General features: G+C 71.2%; 18 protein-coding genes. 15 read left to right on the forward strand and 3 right to left on the reverse strand.

The window, feature by feature from the left end; translation table 11 throughout:
• Positions 1-63 precede the first annotated feature (63 nt).
• From mftA to ACWD5F_RS35555, 8 genes are all read left to right on the forward strand, one after another.
• The gene (gene mftA / locus ACWD5F_RS35520) at positions 64-198 is read left to right on the forward strand and encodes a mycofactocin precursor MftA (RefSeq protein WP_451260431.1); all 135 of its coding nucleotides are present in this window, start codon (positions 64-66) and stop codon (positions 196-198) included.
• Positions 183-518: a mycofactocin biosynthesis chaperone MftB gene (gene mftB, locus ACWD5F_RS35525; RefSeq protein WP_451260432.1), complete on the forward strand. Its 336-nt coding sequence runs from the start codon at positions 183-185 to the stop codon at positions 516-518. Before mftA ends, mftB begins: the two co-directional genes overlap by 16 nt.
• The gene (gene mftC, locus ACWD5F_RS35530) at positions 515-1807 is read left to right on the forward strand and encodes a mycofactocin radical SAM maturase (RefSeq protein ID WP_451260433.1); all 1293 of its coding nucleotides are present in this window, start codon (positions 515-517) and stop codon (positions 1805-1807) included. The genes mftB and mftC overlap by 4 nt, the downstream gene beginning before the upstream one ends.
• Before the next feature lie 35 nt (positions 1808-1842).
• Positions 1843-3027 carry a pre-mycofactocin synthase MftD gene (mftD, locus tag ACWD5F_RS35535; protein WP_451260434.1) on the forward strand — a complete coding sequence of 395 codons (1185 nt, stop codon included), beginning with the start codon at positions 1843-1845 and terminating at the stop codon, positions 3025-3027.
• On the forward strand, positions 3024-3701 hold the full coding sequence (gene mftE, locus ACWD5F_RS35540) for a mycofactocin biosynthesis peptidyl-dipeptidase MftE (protein WP_451260435.1): 678 nt from the start codon (positions 3024-3026) through the stop codon (positions 3699-3701). The genes mftD and mftE overlap by 4 nt, the downstream gene beginning before the upstream one ends.
• Positions 3702-3750: 49 nt before the next feature.
• A complete protein-coding gene (locus ACWD5F_RS35545; protein WP_451260436.1) occupies positions 3751-4545 on the forward strand; it encodes a mycofactocin-coupled SDR family oxidoreductase in 795 nt (264 codons plus the stop codon).
• Between the two features lie 110 nt (positions 4546-4655).
• Positions 4656-6065, forward strand: a complete 1410-nt coding sequence (mftF, locus tag ACWD5F_RS35550; RefSeq protein WP_451260437.1) for a mycofactocin biosynthesis glycosyltransferase MftF — start codon at positions 4656-4658, stop codon at positions 6063-6065.
• On the forward strand, positions 6062-7387 hold the full coding sequence (locus tag ACWD5F_RS35555; RefSeq protein ID WP_451260438.1) for a CoA transferase: 1326 nt from the start codon (positions 6062-6064) through the stop codon (positions 7385-7387). The genes mftF and ACWD5F_RS35555 overlap by 4 nt, the downstream gene beginning before the upstream one ends.
• Here ACWD5F_RS35555 and ACWD5F_RS35560 read toward each other — a convergent pair.
• Together ACWD5F_RS35560 and ACWD5F_RS35565 are read right to left on the reverse strand one after the other, a co-directional pair.
• Positions 7380-8852 carry an amidohydrolase family protein gene (locus tag ACWD5F_RS35560; RefSeq protein WP_451260439.1) on the reverse strand — a complete coding sequence of 491 codons (1473 nt, stop codon included), beginning with the start codon at positions 8850-8852 and terminating at the stop codon, positions 7380-7382. The genes ACWD5F_RS35555 and ACWD5F_RS35560 overlap by 8 nt on opposite strands.
• Positions 8842-9894, reverse strand: coding sequence for an enoyl-CoA hydratase/isomerase family protein (locus tag ACWD5F_RS35565; RefSeq protein ID WP_451260440.1), 1053 nt, complete (start codon positions 9892-9894; stop codon positions 8842-8844). Before ACWD5F_RS35565 ends, ACWD5F_RS35560 begins: the two co-directional genes overlap by 11 nt.
• Positions 9895-9986: 92 nt before the next feature.
• Between ACWD5F_RS35565 and ACWD5F_RS35570 the strand changes: the two genes are divergently transcribed.
• The 4 genes from ACWD5F_RS35570 (at position 9987) to ACWD5F_RS35585 (ending at position 14029) form a co-directional block, all read left to right on the forward strand.
• Entirely contained in the window at positions 9987-11567 is a 1581-nt protein-coding gene (locus ACWD5F_RS35570; RefSeq protein WP_451260441.1) for a methylmalonyl-CoA mutase family protein, read from the forward strand.
• A 70-nt stretch (positions 11568-11637) separates the two neighbouring features.
• Entirely contained in the window at positions 11638-12027 is a 390-nt protein-coding gene (locus ACWD5F_RS35575; protein ID WP_401711240.1) for a cobalamin B12-binding domain-containing protein, read from the forward strand.
• Between the two features lie 14 nt (positions 12028-12041).
• The gene (locus tag ACWD5F_RS35580) at positions 12042-12998 is read left to right on the forward strand and encodes a TIGR03564 family F420-dependent LLM class oxidoreductase (RefSeq protein ID WP_451260442.1); all 957 of its coding nucleotides are present in this window, start codon (positions 12042-12044) and stop codon (positions 12996-12998) included.
• The gene (locus tag ACWD5F_RS35585) at positions 12995-14029 is read left to right on the forward strand and encodes a CaiB/BaiF CoA transferase family protein (protein WP_451260443.1); all 1035 of its coding nucleotides are present in this window, start codon (positions 12995-12997) and stop codon (positions 14027-14029) included. The genes ACWD5F_RS35580 and ACWD5F_RS35585 overlap by 4 nt, the downstream gene beginning before the upstream one ends.
• A 21-nt stretch (positions 14030-14050) precedes the next feature.
• On the opposite strand, the gene ACWD5F_RS35590 is transcribed toward ACWD5F_RS35585, so the two are convergent.
• Positions 14051-15067, reverse strand: coding sequence for a 2Fe-2S iron-sulfur cluster-binding protein (locus tag ACWD5F_RS35590; protein WP_451260444.1), 1017 nt, complete (start codon positions 15065-15067; stop codon positions 14051-14053).
• Positions 15068-15164: 97 nt separating this feature from the next.
• On the opposite strand from ACWD5F_RS35590, the gene ACWD5F_RS35595 reads away from it, so the two are divergent.
• The 3 genes from ACWD5F_RS35595 to ACWD5F_RS35605 are packed head-to-tail and all read left to right on the forward strand — an operon-like array spanning position 15165 to position 18652.
• Positions 15165-16706, forward strand: coding sequence for a class I adenylate-forming enzyme family protein (locus ACWD5F_RS35595; RefSeq protein WP_451260445.1), 1542 nt, complete (start codon positions 15165-15167; stop codon positions 16704-16706).
• On the forward strand, positions 16684-17577 hold the full coding sequence (locus ACWD5F_RS35600) for an acyl-CoA dehydrogenase family protein (RefSeq protein WP_451260446.1): 894 nt from the start codon (positions 16684-16686) through the stop codon (positions 17575-17577). The genes ACWD5F_RS35595 and ACWD5F_RS35600 overlap by 23 nt, the downstream gene beginning before the upstream one ends.
• A complete protein-coding gene (locus tag ACWD5F_RS35605) occupies positions 17564-18652 on the forward strand; it encodes an acyl-CoA dehydrogenase family protein (protein ID WP_451260447.1) in 1089 nt (362 codons plus the stop codon). The genes ACWD5F_RS35600 and ACWD5F_RS35605 overlap by 14 nt, the downstream gene beginning before the upstream one ends.
• Position 18653 lies beyond the last annotated feature (1 nt).

An 18653-nucleotide genomic window follows, 5' to 3' on the forward strand; every position in this document is an offset into this window, starting at 1 on the left:
CGGGTGCAATTATCGTCCCGGAATTAGAGAACGGAAGTATTCAGACGAGAGAGGGATCTTCTCATGGCTGATGCGATCCAGAGCCCGGAGCGCGCGGATGAAGCCGTGGCTCCCCGCGAGGAGGAGCCGGAGTCGCTGGTGGAGGAGGAGCTCCTGGTCGAGGAGGTCTCCATCGACGGCATGTGCGGCGTGTACTGAACCGGCCGCTCTCGATGTCGACCCTCCCGTCCTTCGACATGGCCGGAGCCTGGGCCCTGCACCCGCAGGTCGCGGTGCGACCGGAGCCCTTCGGGGCCCTGCTCTACCACTTCGGCACCCGGCGCCTGTCGTTCCTCAAGGACCGCCGACTCCTCGACGCCGTACGGCTGTTGGCCGACCGGCCGAGCGCCACGGCGGCCTGCCGCACCGCCGGCATCCGTGACGAGGAACTGGCGCGCTACCGGGCCGCCCTGGGGACGCTGGCGACGTCCCACATGATCGTGCGGCGCACGAACTCCCCCGAAGGAGAGGCGTCTTGACCTCCCCCGCACCCCCGAGCCCGACCCGTCTGGTCGACCACTTCCAGTACGGCCTCGACGCCCCGATCTGCCTCACCTGGGAACTGACCTACGCCTGCAACCTGTCCTGCGTCCACTGCCTCTCCAGCTCCGGCCGCCGCGACCCACGCGAACTGACCACCGACGAGTGCCGGTCGGTCATCGACGAGCTCGAACGCATGCAGGTCTTCTACGTCAATATCGGCGGCGGCGAGCCCACCGTCCGCCCCGACTTCTGGGAACTCGTCGACTACGCCACCGCCCACAAGGTCGGCGTGAAGTTCTCCACCAACGGCGTCCGCATCACCCCGGACACGGCCCGCCGACTCGCCGCCTCCGACTACGTCGACGTCCAGCTCTCCCTCGACGGCGCCACCGCCGACGTCAACGACGCCGTACGCGGCCCCGGTTCGTACGACACCGCCCTGCGCGCCATGGGCCACCTCCGGGCGGCCGGCTTCCGCGGCTTCAAGATCTCGGTGGTGGCGACCCGGCACAACATCGGCCAACTCGACGCCTTCAAGCACCTCGCCGACGAATACGGTGCCCAGCTCCGCCTCACCCGACTGCGCCCCTCCGGCCGGGGCGCCGACGTCTGGGACGAACTCCATCCGACCGTGCGACAGCAACGGCAGCTCTACGACTGGCTGTTGGAGCACGGCGAAGATGTCCTCACCGGGGACTCCTTCTTCCATCTGGCGGGCTATGGCGAGGCTGCGCTGCCTGGGCTGAGCCTCTGCGGGGCCGGGCGCGTGGTGTGTCTGATCGACCCGGTGGGGGACGTCTACGCCTGCCCGTTCGCCATCCACGACACCTTCAAGGCCGGGAACGTACGGGCCGAGGGCGGCTTCACCCGCGTATGGCGCGAGTCCTCGCTCTTCGCCGACCTGCGGCACCCACAGACCGGCGGCGCGTGCACCAGTTGCTCGGCCTTCGACTCCTGTCGGGGCGGCTGCATGGCGGCGAAGTTCTTCACCGGGCTGCCGCTGGACGGCCCGGACCCGGAGTGCGTGCGGGGGCACGGCGAAACGGGATTGGCGGATCCGGCACGTACGGTTCCCGTCCAGGGGCAGGACCACTCCCACCGACGTAAGCCGGAGGCCAAGCCAGCGGCGGTCTTCGTGACGATCGGGAAGCGCCCCGACGACTCCCGCACTCCTCTCGCCTCCGACACCCTTCCCATCTCCCGCACTCCTCCCGTCTCTCCGTGCGCCGAACACCCCTTGGCCGGGTTTCGGCCCGCCGAAGGCCAGTCCGTCGAACTCCCGTAATCCGTCGCGCGAGCGATAGCGAGAGGCAGCCACTCATGCGCAACCGCTGGTTCGAGACCGTCGCGCACGCCCAGCGGCGGGCGAAGAGACGGCTTCCCAAGTCCGTGTACAGCGCGCTGCTCGCCGGTTCCGAGGCCGGAGTCTCCTACCGGGACAACACCGCCGCCTTCCAGGAGTTGGGCCTCGCGCCGCACGTGGCCGACCTCGCTGTCGAACGCGACACGGCGACGACGGTCATGGGCCAGGAGATCGCGCTGCCTGTGATCATCTCGCCCACCGGAGTCCAAGCCGTGCATCCCGACGGGGAGTTGGCGGTCGCCCGGGCGGCCGCCGCGCGCGGCACGGCGATGGGGCTCAGCTCCTTCGCGAGCAAACCGGTCGAGGAGGTCGTCGCCGCCAACCCGCGCACGTTCTTCCAGATGTACTGGATGGGTTCGAAGGACTCGATGATCCGCACCATGGACCGGGCCCGCACCGCCGGCGCGGCCGGTCTGATCGTCACCCTCGACTGGTCCTTCTCGCACGGCCGCGACTGGGGCAGCCCCTGGATCCCGGAGCGCCTGGACCTCAAGGCGCTCACCAAATTGGCCCCGCAGGGCCTGTCCCGCCCGGGTTGGCTTCTCGACTACGCCCGCTCCGGCAGCCTCCCCGACCTCACCACCCCCAACCTGACGGACGAGAACGGTACTTCCCCCGCCTTCTTCGGCGCGTACGGGCAGTGGATGGGCACCCCGCCGCCCACCTGGGACGACATCCGATGGATGCGGGACGAATGGCAGGGCCCCTTCCTGCTCAAGGGCATCTCGCGGATCGACGACGCCCGCCGGGCCGTCGACATCGGCGTCACCGCCCTCTCGGTCTCCAACCACGGCGGCAACAACCTCGACACCACCCCCGCGCCCATCCGCCTGCTGCCCGGCGTGGCCCAGGCCGTCGGCCACGAGGTCGAGGTACTGCTCGACGGTGGCGTCCGGCGCGGCAGTGACGTAGTGAAGGCACTGGCACTCGGCGCCCGCGCGGTCCTGATCGGCCGCGCCTACCTGTGGGGCCTCGCCGCCGCCGGACAGGCCGGAGTCGAGAACGTGCTCGACATCATGGCCGGCGGCATCGACTCGACCCTGCGCGGACTCGGCCGCTCTTCGATCCACGAACTCGGCCCGGACGACGTGCTGTTGCCCCCGGGCTTCACCCGCACCGCGGGTGCCACGGAGCACCGATGACCGAACTGGCACACCTCAGCTGGACGGACCTGCCGGACCGGCCGCCGGTGCTGGTGCCGCTCGGCTCCATCGAACAGCACGGTCCCCATCTGCCGTTGGACACCGACACCCGGATCGCCGACGCCGTCGCACGCGCGGTGGCGCGGAGACGGGAGGAACGGCGGCCGGGGGAGCGGTGGTTGGTGGCTCCGCCGGTCGTCTATGCGGCCAGCGGCGAGCACCAGGGCTTCCCCGGCACGATGTCCATCGGCAACGAAGCGCTGGGCCTTCTGCTCGTGGAGCTGGTCCGCTCGCTCACGCTCTGGTCCGGCCGCGTCGTGATCGTCAACGCCCACGGTGGGAACGTCGGTTGCCTGACGTCGGTGGTCGCCCGCCTCGCGAAGGAGGGACGGGAGGTGGCCTGGATTCCGTGCTTCCCCGAGCGCGGCGACGCGCATGCCGGCCACACCGAGACCTCCCTGATACTCCATCTCGCCCCCGAACTGGTCGACTTGAAGCGGGTCGAAGTCGGGAACACGGCTCCGCTAAAGGAGTTGATGCCCGCACTCCGAGCCTCCGGCGTCCGCGCGGTATCCCCCTCCGGTGTGCTCGGCGATCCGACGACCGCCACGGCCACCGAGGGTGCGCGGCTCTTCGCCGAACTCCTGGACCGAGCAGAAGAAGCACTTCCATGACCGACGAGAAGGGCTCACCGACGTGACCGAAGAGAAGGGGTGCTCCGACGTGACCGGAGAGAGAAGGGTCGCCCTCGTCACCGGCGCCGCCCGCGGAATCGGCGCGGCCACGGTACGCGCCCTGTGCGCCGAGGGGTACGGCGTGCTCGCGCTGGACAGTTGCGAGGGCGCCGGCGACGACCTGCCGTACGCCCTCGCGAACCGCGAGGACCTGGAGAAACTCGGCGCCGAACACCCCGACCAGGTACTCACCGAAGTCGCCGACGTCCGCGACCGGCACGCCGTCGACGCGGCAGCCGCCAAGGCCGTCGCACACTTCGGCCGCCTCGACGCGGCCGTCACCGCGGCCGCCGTCATCCGGGGCGGACAACCCCTCTGGGAGACCCCGGAAGCCGACCTGCGGACCCTGTGGGAGGTCGACGTCATGGGCGTATGGAACACGGCGGCGGCCTGCATACCGCGCTTCCTCGCCCAACCCGCCCCGAGCGGCTGCCGTTTCGTCGCCATCGCCTCGGCCGCCGGCACCCGCGGCCTGTTCCACCTGGGCGGTTACGGCGCCGCCAAGCACGCCGTCGTCGGCCTGGTGCGCGGCCTCGCCGCCGACCTCGTCAACACCGGCGTGACCGCCGTCGCCGTGTCGCCGGGTTCGACCCGCACCGCCATGTTGGCGGCGGCGACCGGGTTCTACGGGCTCGACGGCGTCGAGGCCTTCGCCGAGTCCCAGCTCCAGGGACGCCTCATCGAGCCGGAGGAGGTCGCCGGACTGGTCGCGTACTGCTGCTCGCCGGGCGGCGGTGTCGCCAACGGAGCGGTGATGAGCGCGGAAGGCGGTTTCCGGGGATGAGCGCGGGGGCGGACTCGCCGGGGAGGAGTGGCGGAGCGAGGCCGTCCTGGGAGAGAGCCGGTTCGTCCTGGGGGAGCGGGGGAGGAGGAGCGGGCCTGCCGTTCGGCGCGGTGCTCCAACTCGGACCCCACGTCAGGCAGTACGACAACGGCCAGGTCCTCGTCGGCGGCACGCCACCCCGGCTCATACGACTCGCGCCCCGCGCGGTGCCTCTACTGACCGGCCGCCGGATCCGGATCGACACGCCCACCGCGGCCCGCCTCGCGAACCGTCTCCTCGCCCTCGGCATGGCCCACCCCGTCGCCGCCGAACTCCCCGTCTTGGAGGGCGCCTTCCTCACCGTTGTCGTCCCGGTCCGCGACCGGCCACGGGAGTTGGACCGCCTGCTGAACGGACTAGGCGGCCGCATACGGGTGATCGTGGTCGATGACGGCTCGCGAGACCCGCTTGCCGTGGCGCGCGTCGCCGCTCGCCATGCCGCCCGCCTCGTGGTCCTCGATACCAACTGCGGCCCGGCGGCGGCTCGTAACGCAGGACTGCGCCAGGTCCGCACGCCGTACGTCGCGTTCACCGACTCCGACATGGTCATCGACCCGGATGCACTGCCCACCCTCCTGCGCCACTTCCACGACCCGGAGTTGGCGATAGTCGCCCCACGTGTCCTCGGCCTGGCCGAAGCGGGCCCCGGCTGGTTGTCCCGGTACGAAGCGGCACGTTCCTCGCTGGACCTGGGCCTCGACCCGGCCCTCGTGCACCCGCGTTCACGCGTGTCGTGGCTCCCCAGCGCCTGTCTGGTCGCCCGGGTCGACGCGCTCGGGGTCGGATTCACGGAAGCCCTGCGGGTCGGGGAGGACGTCGACCTGGTCTGGCGCCTGGCCGCCGAAGGGCGACGGATCCGTTACGACCCGACGGTGACCGTCCGGCATGACCATCGCACCCACCTCGCCAACTGGGCGGCTCGCAAGGCCTATTACGGCTCAGGTGCGCACGCCCTCGCCCAGCGGCACGGTTCGGCGATCGCCCCAGCCACCCTGACCCCTTGGGCCGCGGTGGTGGCGGCCGCCCTGCTTGCGCAACGCCGTTGGTCCGTCCCGGTGGCCGCCGTCGTCGCCGGCACTGTCTGCCGCGGTTACGCCCGAGATGTGACCGCGGGTACCGAACAGCCGCAGCGACTCGCGGCCTCCCTGATCGGGCTGGCCCTGGCAGCGACCGCCGAACAGACGGCGGCCCTGCTGCTGCGCCACTGGTGGCCGCTGACTGCTGCGGGCTGCCTTGTCTCACGCCGAGTTCGCCGAGCCACCGTGTTGGCCGCGATGGCCGACGGACTCCTCGAACACCGGCACCGGGCGCCGGACTTGGACCCGATCCGCTTCCTCGTCGCCCGCCGCCTTGACGACATCGCCTATGGGGCAGGGCTGTGGGCGGGGGCGGTTCGGGGGCGGTCGGTGCGATGTCTGCTTCCCGAAATCCGGCGGCAGGATGCCCGGAGACGGGGCGTTCGGCGGCCGGAGGGACGATGAGCGTACGCCGGTGGTTGCGAGCCGTGGGTGAACCGCCGCTCCCGGCCGCCAAGTTGCCCGACTGCGCCCTTCTCGACTGGGCGGCGTCCGGCGCCATGGCGCTCACGGGTGAGGCGAGTGGCCCGCCCGTGCTGTCGCCGGGGTCGATGTGGTCGCTGCTGGGCGAGGTGAGCGGGGCGTTGGCGTCGCTGAGCGCGGAGACGGGGCGACGGGTTGAGGTCGATCCGGCGCTGCTTCTCACCGGTCGGGCCGGTGTCAGGAAGCTGACCCGGCGAGGCCGTACGTCGGCCGGTGGTGCGACCCGGTTGCTGCGCGCGTCGGACGGCTGGTGCGCGATCACTCTCAGCCGCCCGGACGACCTCGAACTCGTCCCCGCCATCCTGGGCCGTGCTGACGTGACGGACCCTTGGCGGGAACTCAGGACCGCCGTGCGAGCGACGACGGCAGGTGAATTCGCAGCGCATGTGCGGATGTTCGGGGTCCCTGCTGCTTCACTGCCGGACGCACCCTTGGCCGTTGACGCGCCGTGGCGAGTCGTGCGGATCGCTTCGCCTGTCCGGCGTGTACGGCTGGAGGGGGCGCTCGTCGTGGACTTCTCTTCGCTCTGGGCCGGTCCCCTGTGTGCCCACCTGTTGGGCCTGGCCGGAGCCAGGGTCGTCAAGGTGGAGAGCACCAGCCGCCCCGACGGCGCCCGCAGCGGGAGCCCGCGCTTCTACGACTGGTTGCACGCCGGGCACGAGAGTGTAGCCGTCGACTTCGCCACGGCCGAGGGGCGCGCGGTCCTCCTTGGCCTCGTACGCGCGGCCGATGTCGTGATCGAAGCCTCTCGACCGCGTGCACTGGCGCAGTTGGGGTTGGCGCCGGAGCGGCTCGAGCACCGTGCCGGGAAGGTGTGGGTGAGTATCACCGGGTACGGGCGTGGGCGGCCTGAGCGGGTCGCGTTCGGTGACGACGCCGCTGTTGCGGGTGGGTTGGTCGGCTGGACAGGTGGTCGGCAGGGTGGGCCGATTCGGCCGGTGTTCTGTGCGGACGCGGTCGCTGATCCGCTGACGGGGATGGTGGCGGCGTTGGGTGCGCTGGGCTCCTTGGCTTGTGGGGGTGGGCAGTTGATCGATGTGTCGATGAGGGATGTGGCCGCGGTGTTCGCCGGGGTGGAATCCAGTGGGCACGGTCCGCATTCGGTGCGGGGGGACGTCGTGGAGTGTCGGCACCTCAGGCGCAGTCAGGCCGTACTGCCGCCGCGCGTACCCCAACCGACAGGGCGGGCAGCGAAGGTGGGTGCCGATACCGACCGATTCCTCGGCGGGTTGGCTGTCACCTGAGGTCGCCGTACACGACCCGGCCCTCGATGAAGGTGGCTCGCACATGATCGGCATCCGGCGAGCGCAGGGCATCTGCCAGAGGCCGGTCCAGCAGTACGAAGTCGGCAGGGTTCCCTTCGGCGATTCTGCGCGGAGGGCCGCCAGGGTCGTGCAGCGGCGACAGCATGCCGCGCAGCACGGTTGCGGCAGCGACCCGTTCGGCCGGTCCGAGTACCCGGCCCGAGGGTGTCCTCCGTTCGGCGGCGGCCCGCAGACATGCCCATGGATCCGGGTCGCCGTAGGGCGCGTCACTGCTGGGCGCGACCTGGACGCCCGCTCGCAGCAGGCCGGCGTAACGCCACAGGTCAGGGCGGTCCTCGGGGTCGACGCGGGCCCAATAGTCGTCGCCGCGCCGGGCGATGAGCGTCGGCTGGGTCACTACGCGGATACCGCGGGCCGCCAGTTCCTCGGCCGCGGCGAGGTCGGCGACGGCGCAGTGTTCCACGCGGTCGCCGGCCAGTCCGCCGGCCTGGTCCAACGCGGCCAGGGTGAGCGCGAGTGCCGTGCGCGTCACGCAGTGCACGGCGACCGGGCGCCCGTCGGCATGCGCCCGGCGTATCCGCTCGGCGAGGCCGTCGAGGTCGGGGAGCGCGTGGTCGGAGACGACGAGCTTCGCCGGGCCGAGGCTCAGTCGGGGGTGGTCGGGCGGATCGGCGTCGGCCGCCATCAGCAAGGCGTGCTGCGGGAGTTCACCTTGCCGTACGGCGTCGGCGACGACCTTGGCCGCGCCCGCGTCCGGCGTCGCGTCGGCGACATGGGTGACACCGAGGGCGGCCAGCCGCGCGCCCACTGTCCGCAACGACGGAGGCCGCCCGCCGAGCGCGTCCCGCAGCCAGGCGTCGGCTCGCCACAGGCGCCCGGTGAGCCGGCCGGCGCCGTCGCGCTCGATGCCTTCGTGAGCCGCGAGCCGGTCCAGCTGTCCTCGACTCGAGCCTCGCTCCGGCTGTTCTCGCCCCGAGTCCTGATCCAGCCCTGCCAGCCCTGCCAGCCCTGCCAACCGTTCAAGCCCGGCCGAGTTGAGCACCCACAACGCCCCGGACCGATGCTGCACCCGCACCGGCACGCCATCGCTCCACCCGTCCAACACGTCCCGATCCAGGGCCCCGTGGACCACATCGTCGTACCCGACCGCCCGTACCCACCCGTCTTCGCCCACAGCGGCTCGCGCAAACACCGCTGGGAGCTCGCCCCGCGAGACCCCGGTCAGGTCCGACGACGTGTCGCCCGCCGCCATCGCCGCGAGGTGGAGGTGATGATCGGCGAGGCCGGGCAACAGTGCGCCGCCGTCCCCTCGTACGACGAACTCGTCGGCGCGAGGACGGAGTTGGGACCCGATCTCGGCGATCACCCCTCCCCGGAGCCGCACATCCGCCACGCGCCGAAGCGGATACAGCTCCACACCCGCCAGCAGCACGTCACCGCCCATGGCCGTCGACCTCGTCCACCTGCGCCACTTCGTCCACCAGCCCCCACCGCAGCGCGGTATCAGCGTCGATGCGAGCCCCGCTCAGCACCATCCAGGCGGCCCGCCACCGCCCGATCCGGCGCGGCACGCTCACCGTCCCGCCCGCGCCCGGCACAAGGCCCATCCCCAGCTCGGGCAACTGGAAGAACGTCTCGGGCGAGGCCGTCACCCGCCCCGCGAAGGCGGCGAACTCGATGCCCGCGCCGACCGCCGCGCCCTGCGCCCGCACGGTCACCCGGTCCCGCATCCGGTCGATCAACCGCCACGGCGCCCGGTCCAGGCGGACCAGGTACGCGGCCACGAGGTCCCGTGCGGTGCCGAACTCGGCGAGATCGCCTCCGCTACAGAACACCGGCCCGGCACCGGTCAACTCGACCTCCTTGACGGTGTCGTCGAGGAGGGCGATCTCCAGGGCCGCGTACAACTCCTCCCGCATCCGGAAGCTGAACGCGTTCCGTCGCTGCGGTCGGTCGAGCAGTATCGACAGCCTGTCGCCGTCCCGCTCGACACGGATGAGTGGGTGGCCGGTAGTGGGGACCGGGGTCGCTCTCCGATCGGCCAGCCAAGCGCCGAACTCCGTCCCGCCCAGGAGCATCGAGTACACCGCCGCCTCCGCGGCCAGCCCCTGAAGGGTGTCGAGTGAGGGTGTCTGGCGCAGCAACTGCCCCAGCGCCAGGCTCGCTTGCGGATGGCGCGAGACGGCCGAGGTCAGGTCGGCGAAGGCGGTGCGCGGATCCGGCACGGGCACCAACGTCCGATCGGACGCGTCCACTTGCGGATCGGCGGCGAGGGTGAGCGTCAGTGCTTCCAGCAGCGGGCGTAGTCGTTCGGGAGGTCGGCGGGTCGCGATGCCGATCGTGAGGGCCGGGGAGTCGCGGATACGAGCGGCGGCTCGGGCGGGGTCGCCGTCGTCCCAGTCGTCGAGAAGCAGGCGCCGCACCGGAGCCTGCGGGCGCCCGTCGGGGCGGATCATCAACCCCTCGTCGACGTCGACCGGATCCATTCGCCCAGCGTATCCGGATGCTCCGCCGGATGGGATTCGATTCTCCCGTACGGTATTGGCATTCTCTTTTTCTGGAAGTAACGTATCCAGCGATGAATGACTTCGCCCAGACCTCGTCCGGCATCCCGCTGAAGCCGGTCTACGGACCGGCGGACCGGGTCGCCGAGCCGCCCGCGCCGGGCGCGTTCCCCTTCACGCGGGGCAACTACGCCACCGGGTACCGGGGGCGGCTGTGGACGCTCAGGCAGTACTCGGGGTTCGGCACCGCCGAGGAGTCGAACCGTCGCTACCACTACCTGCTGGCCCAGGGCGGCACCGGCCTGTCGGTGGCGCTCGACCTGCCCACGCAGTGCGGTTACGACTCCGACGACCCGGAGGTGAGCGAGGAGGTCGGCCGGGTCGGGGTCGCCGTGGACACGCTCGCGGATGCCGAGGTGCTGTTCGAGGGCATCCCCCTGGACCGGATCAGCACCAGCTTCACGATCAACGGGACCGCGGCGATCCTGCTCGCCTTCTACGTGGCCGCGGCCGAGCGCAGGGGAGTGCCCCGGGCGAAGCTCACCGGGACCATCCAGAACGACATTCTCAAGGAGTACGCCTCGCGCGGCACCTGGATCTGGCCGCCCGAGCCGTCGCTGCGGCTGATCGCCGACACGATCGAGTTCTGCGCGGCCGAGGTGCCGAGGTTCAACGCGATCTCGGTGGCCGGCGCGCACTTCCGCGACGCGGGCGCCAATGCCGTGCAGGAGATGGCGTTCACGCTGGCCGACGGGGTCACGTACTGCGACACGGTGCTGGCCCGTGGACGTATGACGATCGATCAGTTCGCCCCGCAGGTCTCCTTCTTCTTCTACACGCACGGTGATTTCTTCGAGGAGATCGCCAAGTACCGAGCCGGGCGCAGGCGTTGGGCGACCATCGTGCGGGAGCGGTACGGGGCCGGGTCCGACAAGGCGGCGATGTTCCGCTTCGGGTGCGTCGCCGGCGGGGCCTCGCTGTACGCGCCGCAGGCCCGCAACAACACCGTCCGGGTCGCCTACGAGGCGCTCGCCTCCGTACTCGGCGGTGTGCAGTCGATGTTCACGGCGGCCTGGGACGAACCGTTCGCGCTGCCCAGCGAGGAGTCCGCGACGCTCGCCCTGCGCACCCAGCAGATTCTCGCCCACGAGACCGGAGTCGCCCGCGTGGCCGACCCGTTGGGCGGCTCGTACTTCGTCGAGGCGCTCACCGATGCCACCGAGGAACGGATCGTCGAGATCATGGCCGATCTGGAGGCGCACGGCGGGATGGTCCGGGCGATCGAGGACGGTTATCTGCAGGGGCTGATCGCCGACGAGGCCTATCGGGTGCACCGGGACGTCGAGGCGGGCACCCGTCCCGTCGTCGGGGTGAACCGGTACGTCGCCGACGACGAGCCCGCCCCCGACATCGCCACCTACGAACTCGACGCCAAGGGCCGTGAGGTGCAGCTCAAGCGGCTCGCCCGGGTGAAGGCCGAACGTGATCCGGCCGCCGTCCGCGACCGCCTGGCCGCCCTCTCCCGGGCCGCCGAGGGCACCGACAACCTCATGGGCCTGCTGATCGACTGCGCCAATGCCTATTGCACGGTCGGCGAGATGGTGACCGCCCTGAAGGACGTGTGGGGCGAGTTCCAGCAGCCGGTGGTGTTCTGATGGGCGCCCGCGACCTGCCGGTGGTGCTGCTCTCGATGGGCACCCGCTCTCTTCAACCGGCGGTGCTCTGATGGGAGTTCGTATCCTGATCGCCAAGCCCGGTCTCGACGGTCACGACCGGGGCGCCAAGATCGTGGCGCGGGCGCTGCGCGACGCCGGGTTCGAGGTCGTCTTCACCGGCATCCGGCAGCGTGTCGACGACATCGTGGCGACCGCCGTCCAGGAGGACGTGGCGCTGGTCGGCCTGAGCATGCTCTCCGGCGCCCATCTGGCGCTCACCGCCCGGACCGTCGAGGGGCTGAGGGCCGCCGACGCGGACGACATCCGGGTCGTCGTCGGCGGCACGATCCCCCCGGCGGACGTCCCGCGCCTGAAGGCCGTGGGCGCCGTCGCCGTGTTCCCCACCGGAACACCCCTTGACGTCGTGGTGGCGGACGTTCGCGCCCTCACCTCACCCTGAATCTTGGAGGGCACGTGCGGATCGGTGTCATGATCGGCCCCGAGCGGGGGGACTCCGCGCGGAAGGTCTCGCGGATGATCGCGGACGTGCGGTGGGCCGAGTCGGCCGGCATGGACACCGCCTGGGTGCCCCAAGTCCCCTCTGATTTCGACGCGTTGACCGCCGTCGCGCTGATGGGCGCGAGCACCTCCCGCATCGAGTTGGGGACGGCCGTCGTGCCGCTCCAGGCCCAACACCCCGTCGCCCTCGCCCGCCAGGCCCTGTCCGCGCAGGCGGCGGCGGGTGGCCGCCTTGCGCTCGGTGTCGGCCCCTCGCACCACTGGATCATCCAGGACATGCTCGGCCTGCCCTACGAACGTCCGGCCGGCCTCACCCGCGACTACCTCGACGTCCTGGACGCGGCCCGCAACGGCCCGGGCCCGATCGACGTCGAGAACTCCACCTACACCGTGCACAACCCCCTCGACCTCGCCCCCGTCGCCCCGCTGCCCGTCCTGCTCGCCGCCCTCGGTCCGGTCATGCTGCGCCTCGCGGGCGAGCGGGCCGACGGAACCATCCTGTGGATGGCCGACGAACGGGCCGTCGCCGACCACGTCGTACCCCGCATCACCAAATCGGCCGAGGCGGCCGGGCGTTCGGCCCCACGGGTCGTCGCCGGCATTCCCGTCTGCCTCTGCCGCCCCGCCGAGGTCGACGCGGCCCGCGAACGCGCGAACCGCATTCTCGGTGAGGCGGAGATCTCGCCCAACTACCAACGGCTCCTGGACTACGGCGACGCCCGGGACGTCGGCGACCTGTGCGCGGCGGGCGACGAGGCCGCGATCGCCGCGCGCTTCAAGCGGTTCGCGGACGCGGGCGTCACCGACCTGTCCGTACGGCTGCTGCCGATCGGCCAGGGCCGGGACGAACTCGTCGCCTCCAAGCGCCGTACGCGCGAGATGATCGCCTCGCTCGCGGCGGAGTTCCGGTGACCGCGGGACCACTGGCGGGGATCCGTATTCTCGAAGTCGGCCACATCCTCGCGGGCCCGTTCGCCACGATGCTGCTCGCCGACCTCGGCGCCGAGGTCACCAAGATCGAGCCGCCCGGCGGTGATCTCTCCCGGCAGGTCGGCGACGCCTACTTCGCCAGCATCAACCGGAACAAGCGCAGCGTCTGCCTCGACCTCACCACCTCTGAAGGGCGGGCAAGGATAGGGGAGTTGGTCACCGACGCACACGCTCTGCTGGTGAACCTCAAGCCCTCGGTCATACGCCGGCTCGGTCTCACCTATGACGCCCTGCGCCGCTACAACGAGCGGATCGTGTGCGTCGCCGTCACCGGATACGGGCTCGACGCGGGCGACGATCCCGCCTTCGACTACGTCATCCAGGCCGCGACCGGCGTCGCCGCGCTCACCGGCCACCCGGACGGGCCGCCGACCCTGCCCGGATACTCCTCCGTCGACAACTCGGCCGCCCTCACAGCCGCGTTGGGCCTGCTCGCGCAGATCGTCTCCGGGCGCGGCGGACAGGTCGAGGTCGCCCTGCGGGACGTGATGCTCGCCCAGCTCAACTACCGGGCGTCGGCCTACCTCAACGACGGCGTCGAGCCGCGCCGGATGCCCTTCGGCGCGCACTCCTACTATGTGCCGGCCCAGTTGTTCCCCACCGCCGAGGGCTACTTGGCGCTGTTCGTCACGCACGACGGCTTCTGGAAGGCGTTCGCCGGCGAGGCGGGGATCGACGGCTTTCCGACGATGGCCGAGCGCGCGGCCCGGCGGGACGTGGTCCTCGCCGCCGTCACACGGGTCCTGGGTACGGACACGGCACATGGCTGGGAGGCGCGACTGCGGCCCCTCGGCGTACCGGCGGCGGCCGTGCGCACGCTGCCCGAAGCCCTGGACGCCGCACCGGAGATGATCGTCAGGGCCGGGGAGTACCGGCTGGTCGGCAGCCCGGTGCGGGTCGCCGGGTACGAGCCTGCGTATCGGCCGCCGCCCGGGCTGGGCGAGCACGGCTGACTCCCGCCGACCCACTCGTACTCATTCGTAGTGGACAGTGACCGACCCCTCGTCCGGAACGCCCTGGCAGGTGAGGACGTAACCCTCCGCCACCTCGTCCTCGGTGAGCGCGTCGTTCACCCGCATCGTCGCCGTGCCCTGCGTCAACTTGGCCATGCACGTGGCGCAGTTGCCCGCCTCGCAGGAGAAGGGCGGGGTGAGGCCGGCGCGGCGGGCGCTCTGGAGGAGGGTCTCGTTCGGGTGCTTGGGCACGGAGACGCGCTTGTTGCCCAGCAGGATGGTGACGGTGCCGGTGTCTTCGGGTGCGGGTGTCGGTGCCGATGCGGGCGTAAGCGCGGGTGCGGGCGCCGGGCCGGCGCCGAACCGTTCGCTGAACACACGCCCGGGCCCCGGCAGCGCCGACTCCACCAGTTCCATGAACGGCTCGGGACCGCAGACGTACGCGTCCGCGTCGGCGTCCGACCCGACGAACTCCCTTATCCCGTCGGCGTCGAGGAAGCCTCGATCGGCATCGTGGTGCCGTACGACCGTCAACCGGCCGGGGTGGCAGGCGGTCAGTTCCGTCAGCACCGAGTCGAAGATCGCCGACTCCCGGTCGCGGTCGGCGCAGAGCAGGCGGACGCTGCGATCGGTCGTCGCCAACGTGCTCTTGGCCAGGGAGAGGATCGGGGTGATTCCGCTGCCGCCACTGAAGCCGAGCAGCGGGGTGGTGGCCTCGCGGAGGCAGAACAAGCCCCTGGGCTGGGTGAGTTCGACCTCATGGCCCTCGACGACGTGGTCGATCAGCCAGTTCGAGACCTTGCCGCCCGGCACGCGCTTCACCGTCGTCATCAGATCGGAGTCGGTCTCCGGGGCGCTCGACATCGAGTACGAGCGCAGCAGGTCCCTGCCGTCCACCTGGACCCGGAAGACGCAGAACTGCCCCGCCTGATAGGCGAACGGGCCTTCGTGCGGGGCGAGTACGAAGGTCCGTGCGTCGCTGGTCTCGTGGACGACCTTGACGACGGTCGCACGGCGGAACAGGGCGGGGCTCGCCATGGACGCCCTCCTCGGGCTCTGGTATCAAGGTTCTATCGAAGTGAGAATACTATTCTCATCAATCAGATGGGACCCTCTCAACGGGTGGGGACGAGAGATGAGTGAACGGGCCGCGCTGGCCTTCGAGGAGCGGGAGTACGGCCGGGGTGAGCTGACGGCCCTCGCGGACGAGCTGGCCCGGACGTTGGCGGGGCGGGGCGTGCGGGCCGGGGAGCGGGTCGCGCTCATGTCGTCCAACCGGCCCGAGTTCGTGATCGCCGTCCAGGCCGTCTGGCGGCTGGGTGCGGTGGTGGTCCTGCTCAGTCCGGCGTGGAAGCGGGGCGAGGTCGAACACGCCCTGGAGATCACCGAGGCGGCTCATGCCGTGGGCGATCACCCCGTACTCGCGGGCCTCATGCCGATGCTGCACCTGGATGCGCCGATCACGCCGGGGACCTCGACCGCAGGACGGTCCGACACCTCCGTACAGCTCGATCCGGAGTCCGACGCCGTGCTCGTGTTCAGCTCGGGCACCACCGGCATGCCCAAGGCGGTCCGGCACACGCACGGTTCGCTCGCCGCCGCCGTGGGGCACTGGCGGAACGCACTTCAACTGACCGCCGACGACCGCATCCAGGTCGTCACCCCGCCCTCGCACATTCTCGGTCTGCTCAACATCCTCACCGCCCTCGAGGCGGGCGCCTGGTTCCGACTGCACCGCCGGTTCGACCTCGACCGGCTGCTGCACCACATCGAACTCGACCGCATCACCGTCGAGATGGCCGTGGCGCCGATCGCGCTCGCCATCGCGTCCCATCCGAAGCTGGAGCGGTACGACCTGTCGTCGCTGCGCCACATGATGTGGGGCGCGACCCCGGTGACGCCGAGCATCGCCGAGACCGTCACCAGGCGCACCGGGATCGGCTGGGTGCCCGCGTACGGCACGAGCGAACTGCCCGTCATCGCCTGCAATCCGCTGGAAGGAGCCCGCCTGGAGTCGGCGGGGCGACCGGTCCCCGGGGTGAGCGTGCGCGTGACGTCGCTGGAGACCGGGGCGCCGGTCGGCCCGGGGGAGACCGGGGAGATCGAGGTGCGCTCGCGGTCCCTGATGGCCGGGTACCTGCCGGCCGAGGCGACCTCGGACGCCTTCCACAACGGCTGGTACCGGACCGGTGACGTCGGGAGCGTCGACGTGGACGGCTGGCTGTATCTGACCGACCGCTCCAAGGAGATGATCAAGGTGCGGGCGTTCCAGGTGGCTCCCGCCGAGGTCGAGGCCGTGCTGCACGGGCATCCCGCCGTGGCCGACTGCGCGGTGTTCGGTATGCCCGGCGGGGCCGACGGGGAGACGGTCGTGGCCGCCGTGCAGAGGTCGGGGCAGGTGGAGGCCGCCGAACTCATCGAGTTGGTCGGCGACCGGCTGGCTTCCTACAAGCGGCCCAAGCGGGTGGAGTTCGTGAGCGAGATCCCGCGGCTGCCGTCCGGGAAGGTGCTGCGGCGGGTCCTCAAGGAACGGCTTCTCCAGCAAGAGCTACTACGGAAAGAGCCTCTCCAGGAAGGGCCTCTCCAGGAAGGGCCTCTCGAGGACGAGCCTCTCCAGGAAGGGCCGCTGCGGGACCGGCTTTCCGAGGAGCGTGATGGACGTACGTCTGACCGCTGAGCAGCGTCAACTCCGTGAAGTCGCCGCCCGGTTGGCCGCCGATCTCGGTCCCGGTTCGGTTCTCGACCTGGACGACGGTGACCGGATCGCCCGGCTGGAGAAGGCCGTGGCGGCGACGGGCTGGCGGGCGCTGCGCTCCGACGGGGCGACCGGGGTCGAAGTGGCGTTGGTCGTCGAGGAGTTCGGGCGCGGGCTGGTCGACGTACCGCTCCTGGGGCCCGTACTCGCCGACGACCTGATCCGGGACGACTCGTCGGCCACGATCGTCGTGTCCGGCCTGGCGCGGGACGCGCGCGGAATGCACCGGGCCCTCTCCCTGGACGGGAACCGGCTGCTGTTCGCCGAGACCGGCGGACTCGTGCCGGGCACCGACCTGACCAGACGCAACGCCGAACTGCGCGGACCGCTGGAGCCGATCGGAACCGTCTCCGACGAAGTGGCCGACCGCTGGCGGGCGTTGGCGCTGGTCGCCACCTGCGCTGACCTGGTGGGCACGGCTCGCGGTGCCCATGCCCTCGCCCGCGACTACGCGGGGCTCCGTGAGCAGTACGGCCGAACGATCGGTTCCTACCAGGCGGTTGCCCATCTCCTCGCCGAAGGACTTGCCTTGATCGAGGGCTCGGTGAGCGTGCTGCGGCACGCCGCCTGGGCCGTCGACGAACTGCCGCCGCCCGAGGCGATCCGCGCCGCCCGCATCGCCAAGCTCTACTGCGCCCGAGCGGCCCGCACGGTCTGTGAGACCGCCGTTCAGGTGCACGGCGGCATCGGCAACACGTGGGAGTGCCTCGCCCATGTGTATCTGCGCCGGGCGTTGACGTCCGCCGACCTGTTCCCCGTCCGCCTGGAGGAGATCGACCGTGGACTTTCGTGACGCGCCCGAGGAGGCCGCGTTCCGCGAGCGGCTGCGCGCGTGGCTGGCCGAGCGGGCCGGGACGTTCCCGACCGCCGGTGACGCGTACTGGGCACGGCAGGGGGACTGGCACCGGGACCTGTACGCGGCCGGCTTCTTCGGGCTGTCCTGGCCCAAGGCGTACGGCGGCCACGAACTGCCGCCGGTCTACGACGTCATCCTCGACGAGGAACTCGCCCGTGCCGCAGCCCCGGCCCGCCCCAGCCTCGGCTACCTCGTCCAGGGCCTCGGCCGGCACGGCAGCGAGGCGCTGCGCCGGCGCTTCCTGCCCGGCATGATCGACGGCACCGAACGCTGGTGCCAGGGCTTCAGCGAACCCGGCGCCGGCTCGGACCTCGCGTCCCTGACGACGACCGCCACGCGCGATGGCGACACCTATGTCGTCAACGGCCACAAGATCTGGACCAGTTACTCCGACGTGGCGGACTGGTGCCTGCTGCTGGCCCGCACCGACCCGCACGTGCCGCGGCACAAAGGGATCTCGGCGTTCATCATCGCCATGGACCAACCCGGCGTCGAGCAGCGGCCGTTGAAGATGATGAGCGGGGTCACCAAGGAGTTCGGCCAGGTCCTCTTCGACGGCGCGACCGTGCCCGCCGACCAGATGGTGGGTGCGCCCGGCGAGGGGTGGGCGCTGGCCATGACGGTCGTGGGGCATGAGCGGGAGCCGTCGACGCTCGGCTTCTCGGCCCGCTACGGCAAGCTCGTCCGGGAGTTGGTTGACCGCATGCCGGGCGCGCTGCCACCGGAACTGGGCTGGGCCGTCGTGGAGACGGAGATGCTGCGGCTGCACGTACGGCGGCGGTTGTCGGAGCAGCTCGACGGGGTCTCGCACGGGCCCGAGGGCTCGCTCGACAAACTCCTCATGACCTGGGTGGAACAGGCCGTCGGACACGCGGCCCTGACCGTCGGCGGCACCGAGGACCCCGAACTGCTCGGCGCCTACCTCTACAGCCGCGCGCAGAGCGTCATGGGCGGCACGTCGCAGATCCAGAAGAACATCATCGCCGCGCGGATCCTCGGACTGGGAGCCTGAC

This window comes from Streptomyces sp. NPDC002499, from assembly GCF_053595415.1.

Bases quoted from the DNA above. Each gene is read 5' to 3' on its own strand.
- ACWD5F_RS35600 (WP_451260446.1), top strand. From the start codon at position 16,684: ATGGACGTACGTCTGACCGCTGAGCAGCGTCAACTCCGTGAAGTCGCC.
- ACWD5F_RS35560 (WP_451260439.1), bottom strand. From the start codon at position 8,852: ATGGGCGGTGACGTGCTGCTGGCGGGTGTGGAGCTGTATCCGCTTCGG.
- ACWD5F_RS35595 (WP_451260445.1), top strand. From the start codon at position 15,165: ATGAGTGAACGGGCCGCGCTGGCCTTCGAGGAGCGGGAGTACGGCCGG.
- ACWD5F_RS35570 (WP_451260441.1), top strand. From the start codon at position 9,987: ATGAATGACTTCGCCCAGACCTCGTCCGGCATCCCGCTGAAGCCGGTC.
- mftE (WP_451260435.1), top strand. From the start codon at position 3,024: ATGACCGAACTGGCACACCTCAGCTGGACGGACCTGCCGGACCGGCCG.
- ACWD5F_RS35565 (WP_451260440.1), bottom strand. From the start codon at position 9,894: ATGGATCCGGTCGACGTCGACGAGGGGTTGATGATCCGCCCCGACGGG.
- ACWD5F_RS35590 (WP_451260444.1), bottom strand. From the start codon at position 15,067: ATGGCGAGCCCCGCCCTGTTCCGCCGTGCGACCGTCGTCAAGGTCGTC.
- mftA (WP_451260431.1), top strand. From the start codon at position 64: ATGGCTGATGCGATCCAGAGCCCGGAGCGCGCGGATGAAGCCGTGGCT.
- ACWD5F_RS35555 (WP_451260438.1), top strand. From the start codon at position 6,062: ATGAGCGTACGCCGGTGGTTGCGAGCCGTGGGTGAACCGCCGCTCCCG.
- mftD (WP_451260434.1), top strand. From the start codon at position 1,843: ATGCGCAACCGCTGGTTCGAGACCGTCGCGCACGCCCAGCGGCGGGCG.
- ACWD5F_RS35575 (WP_401711240.1), top strand. From the start codon at position 11,638: ATGGGAGTTCGTATCCTGATCGCCAAGCCCGGTCTCGACGGTCACGAC.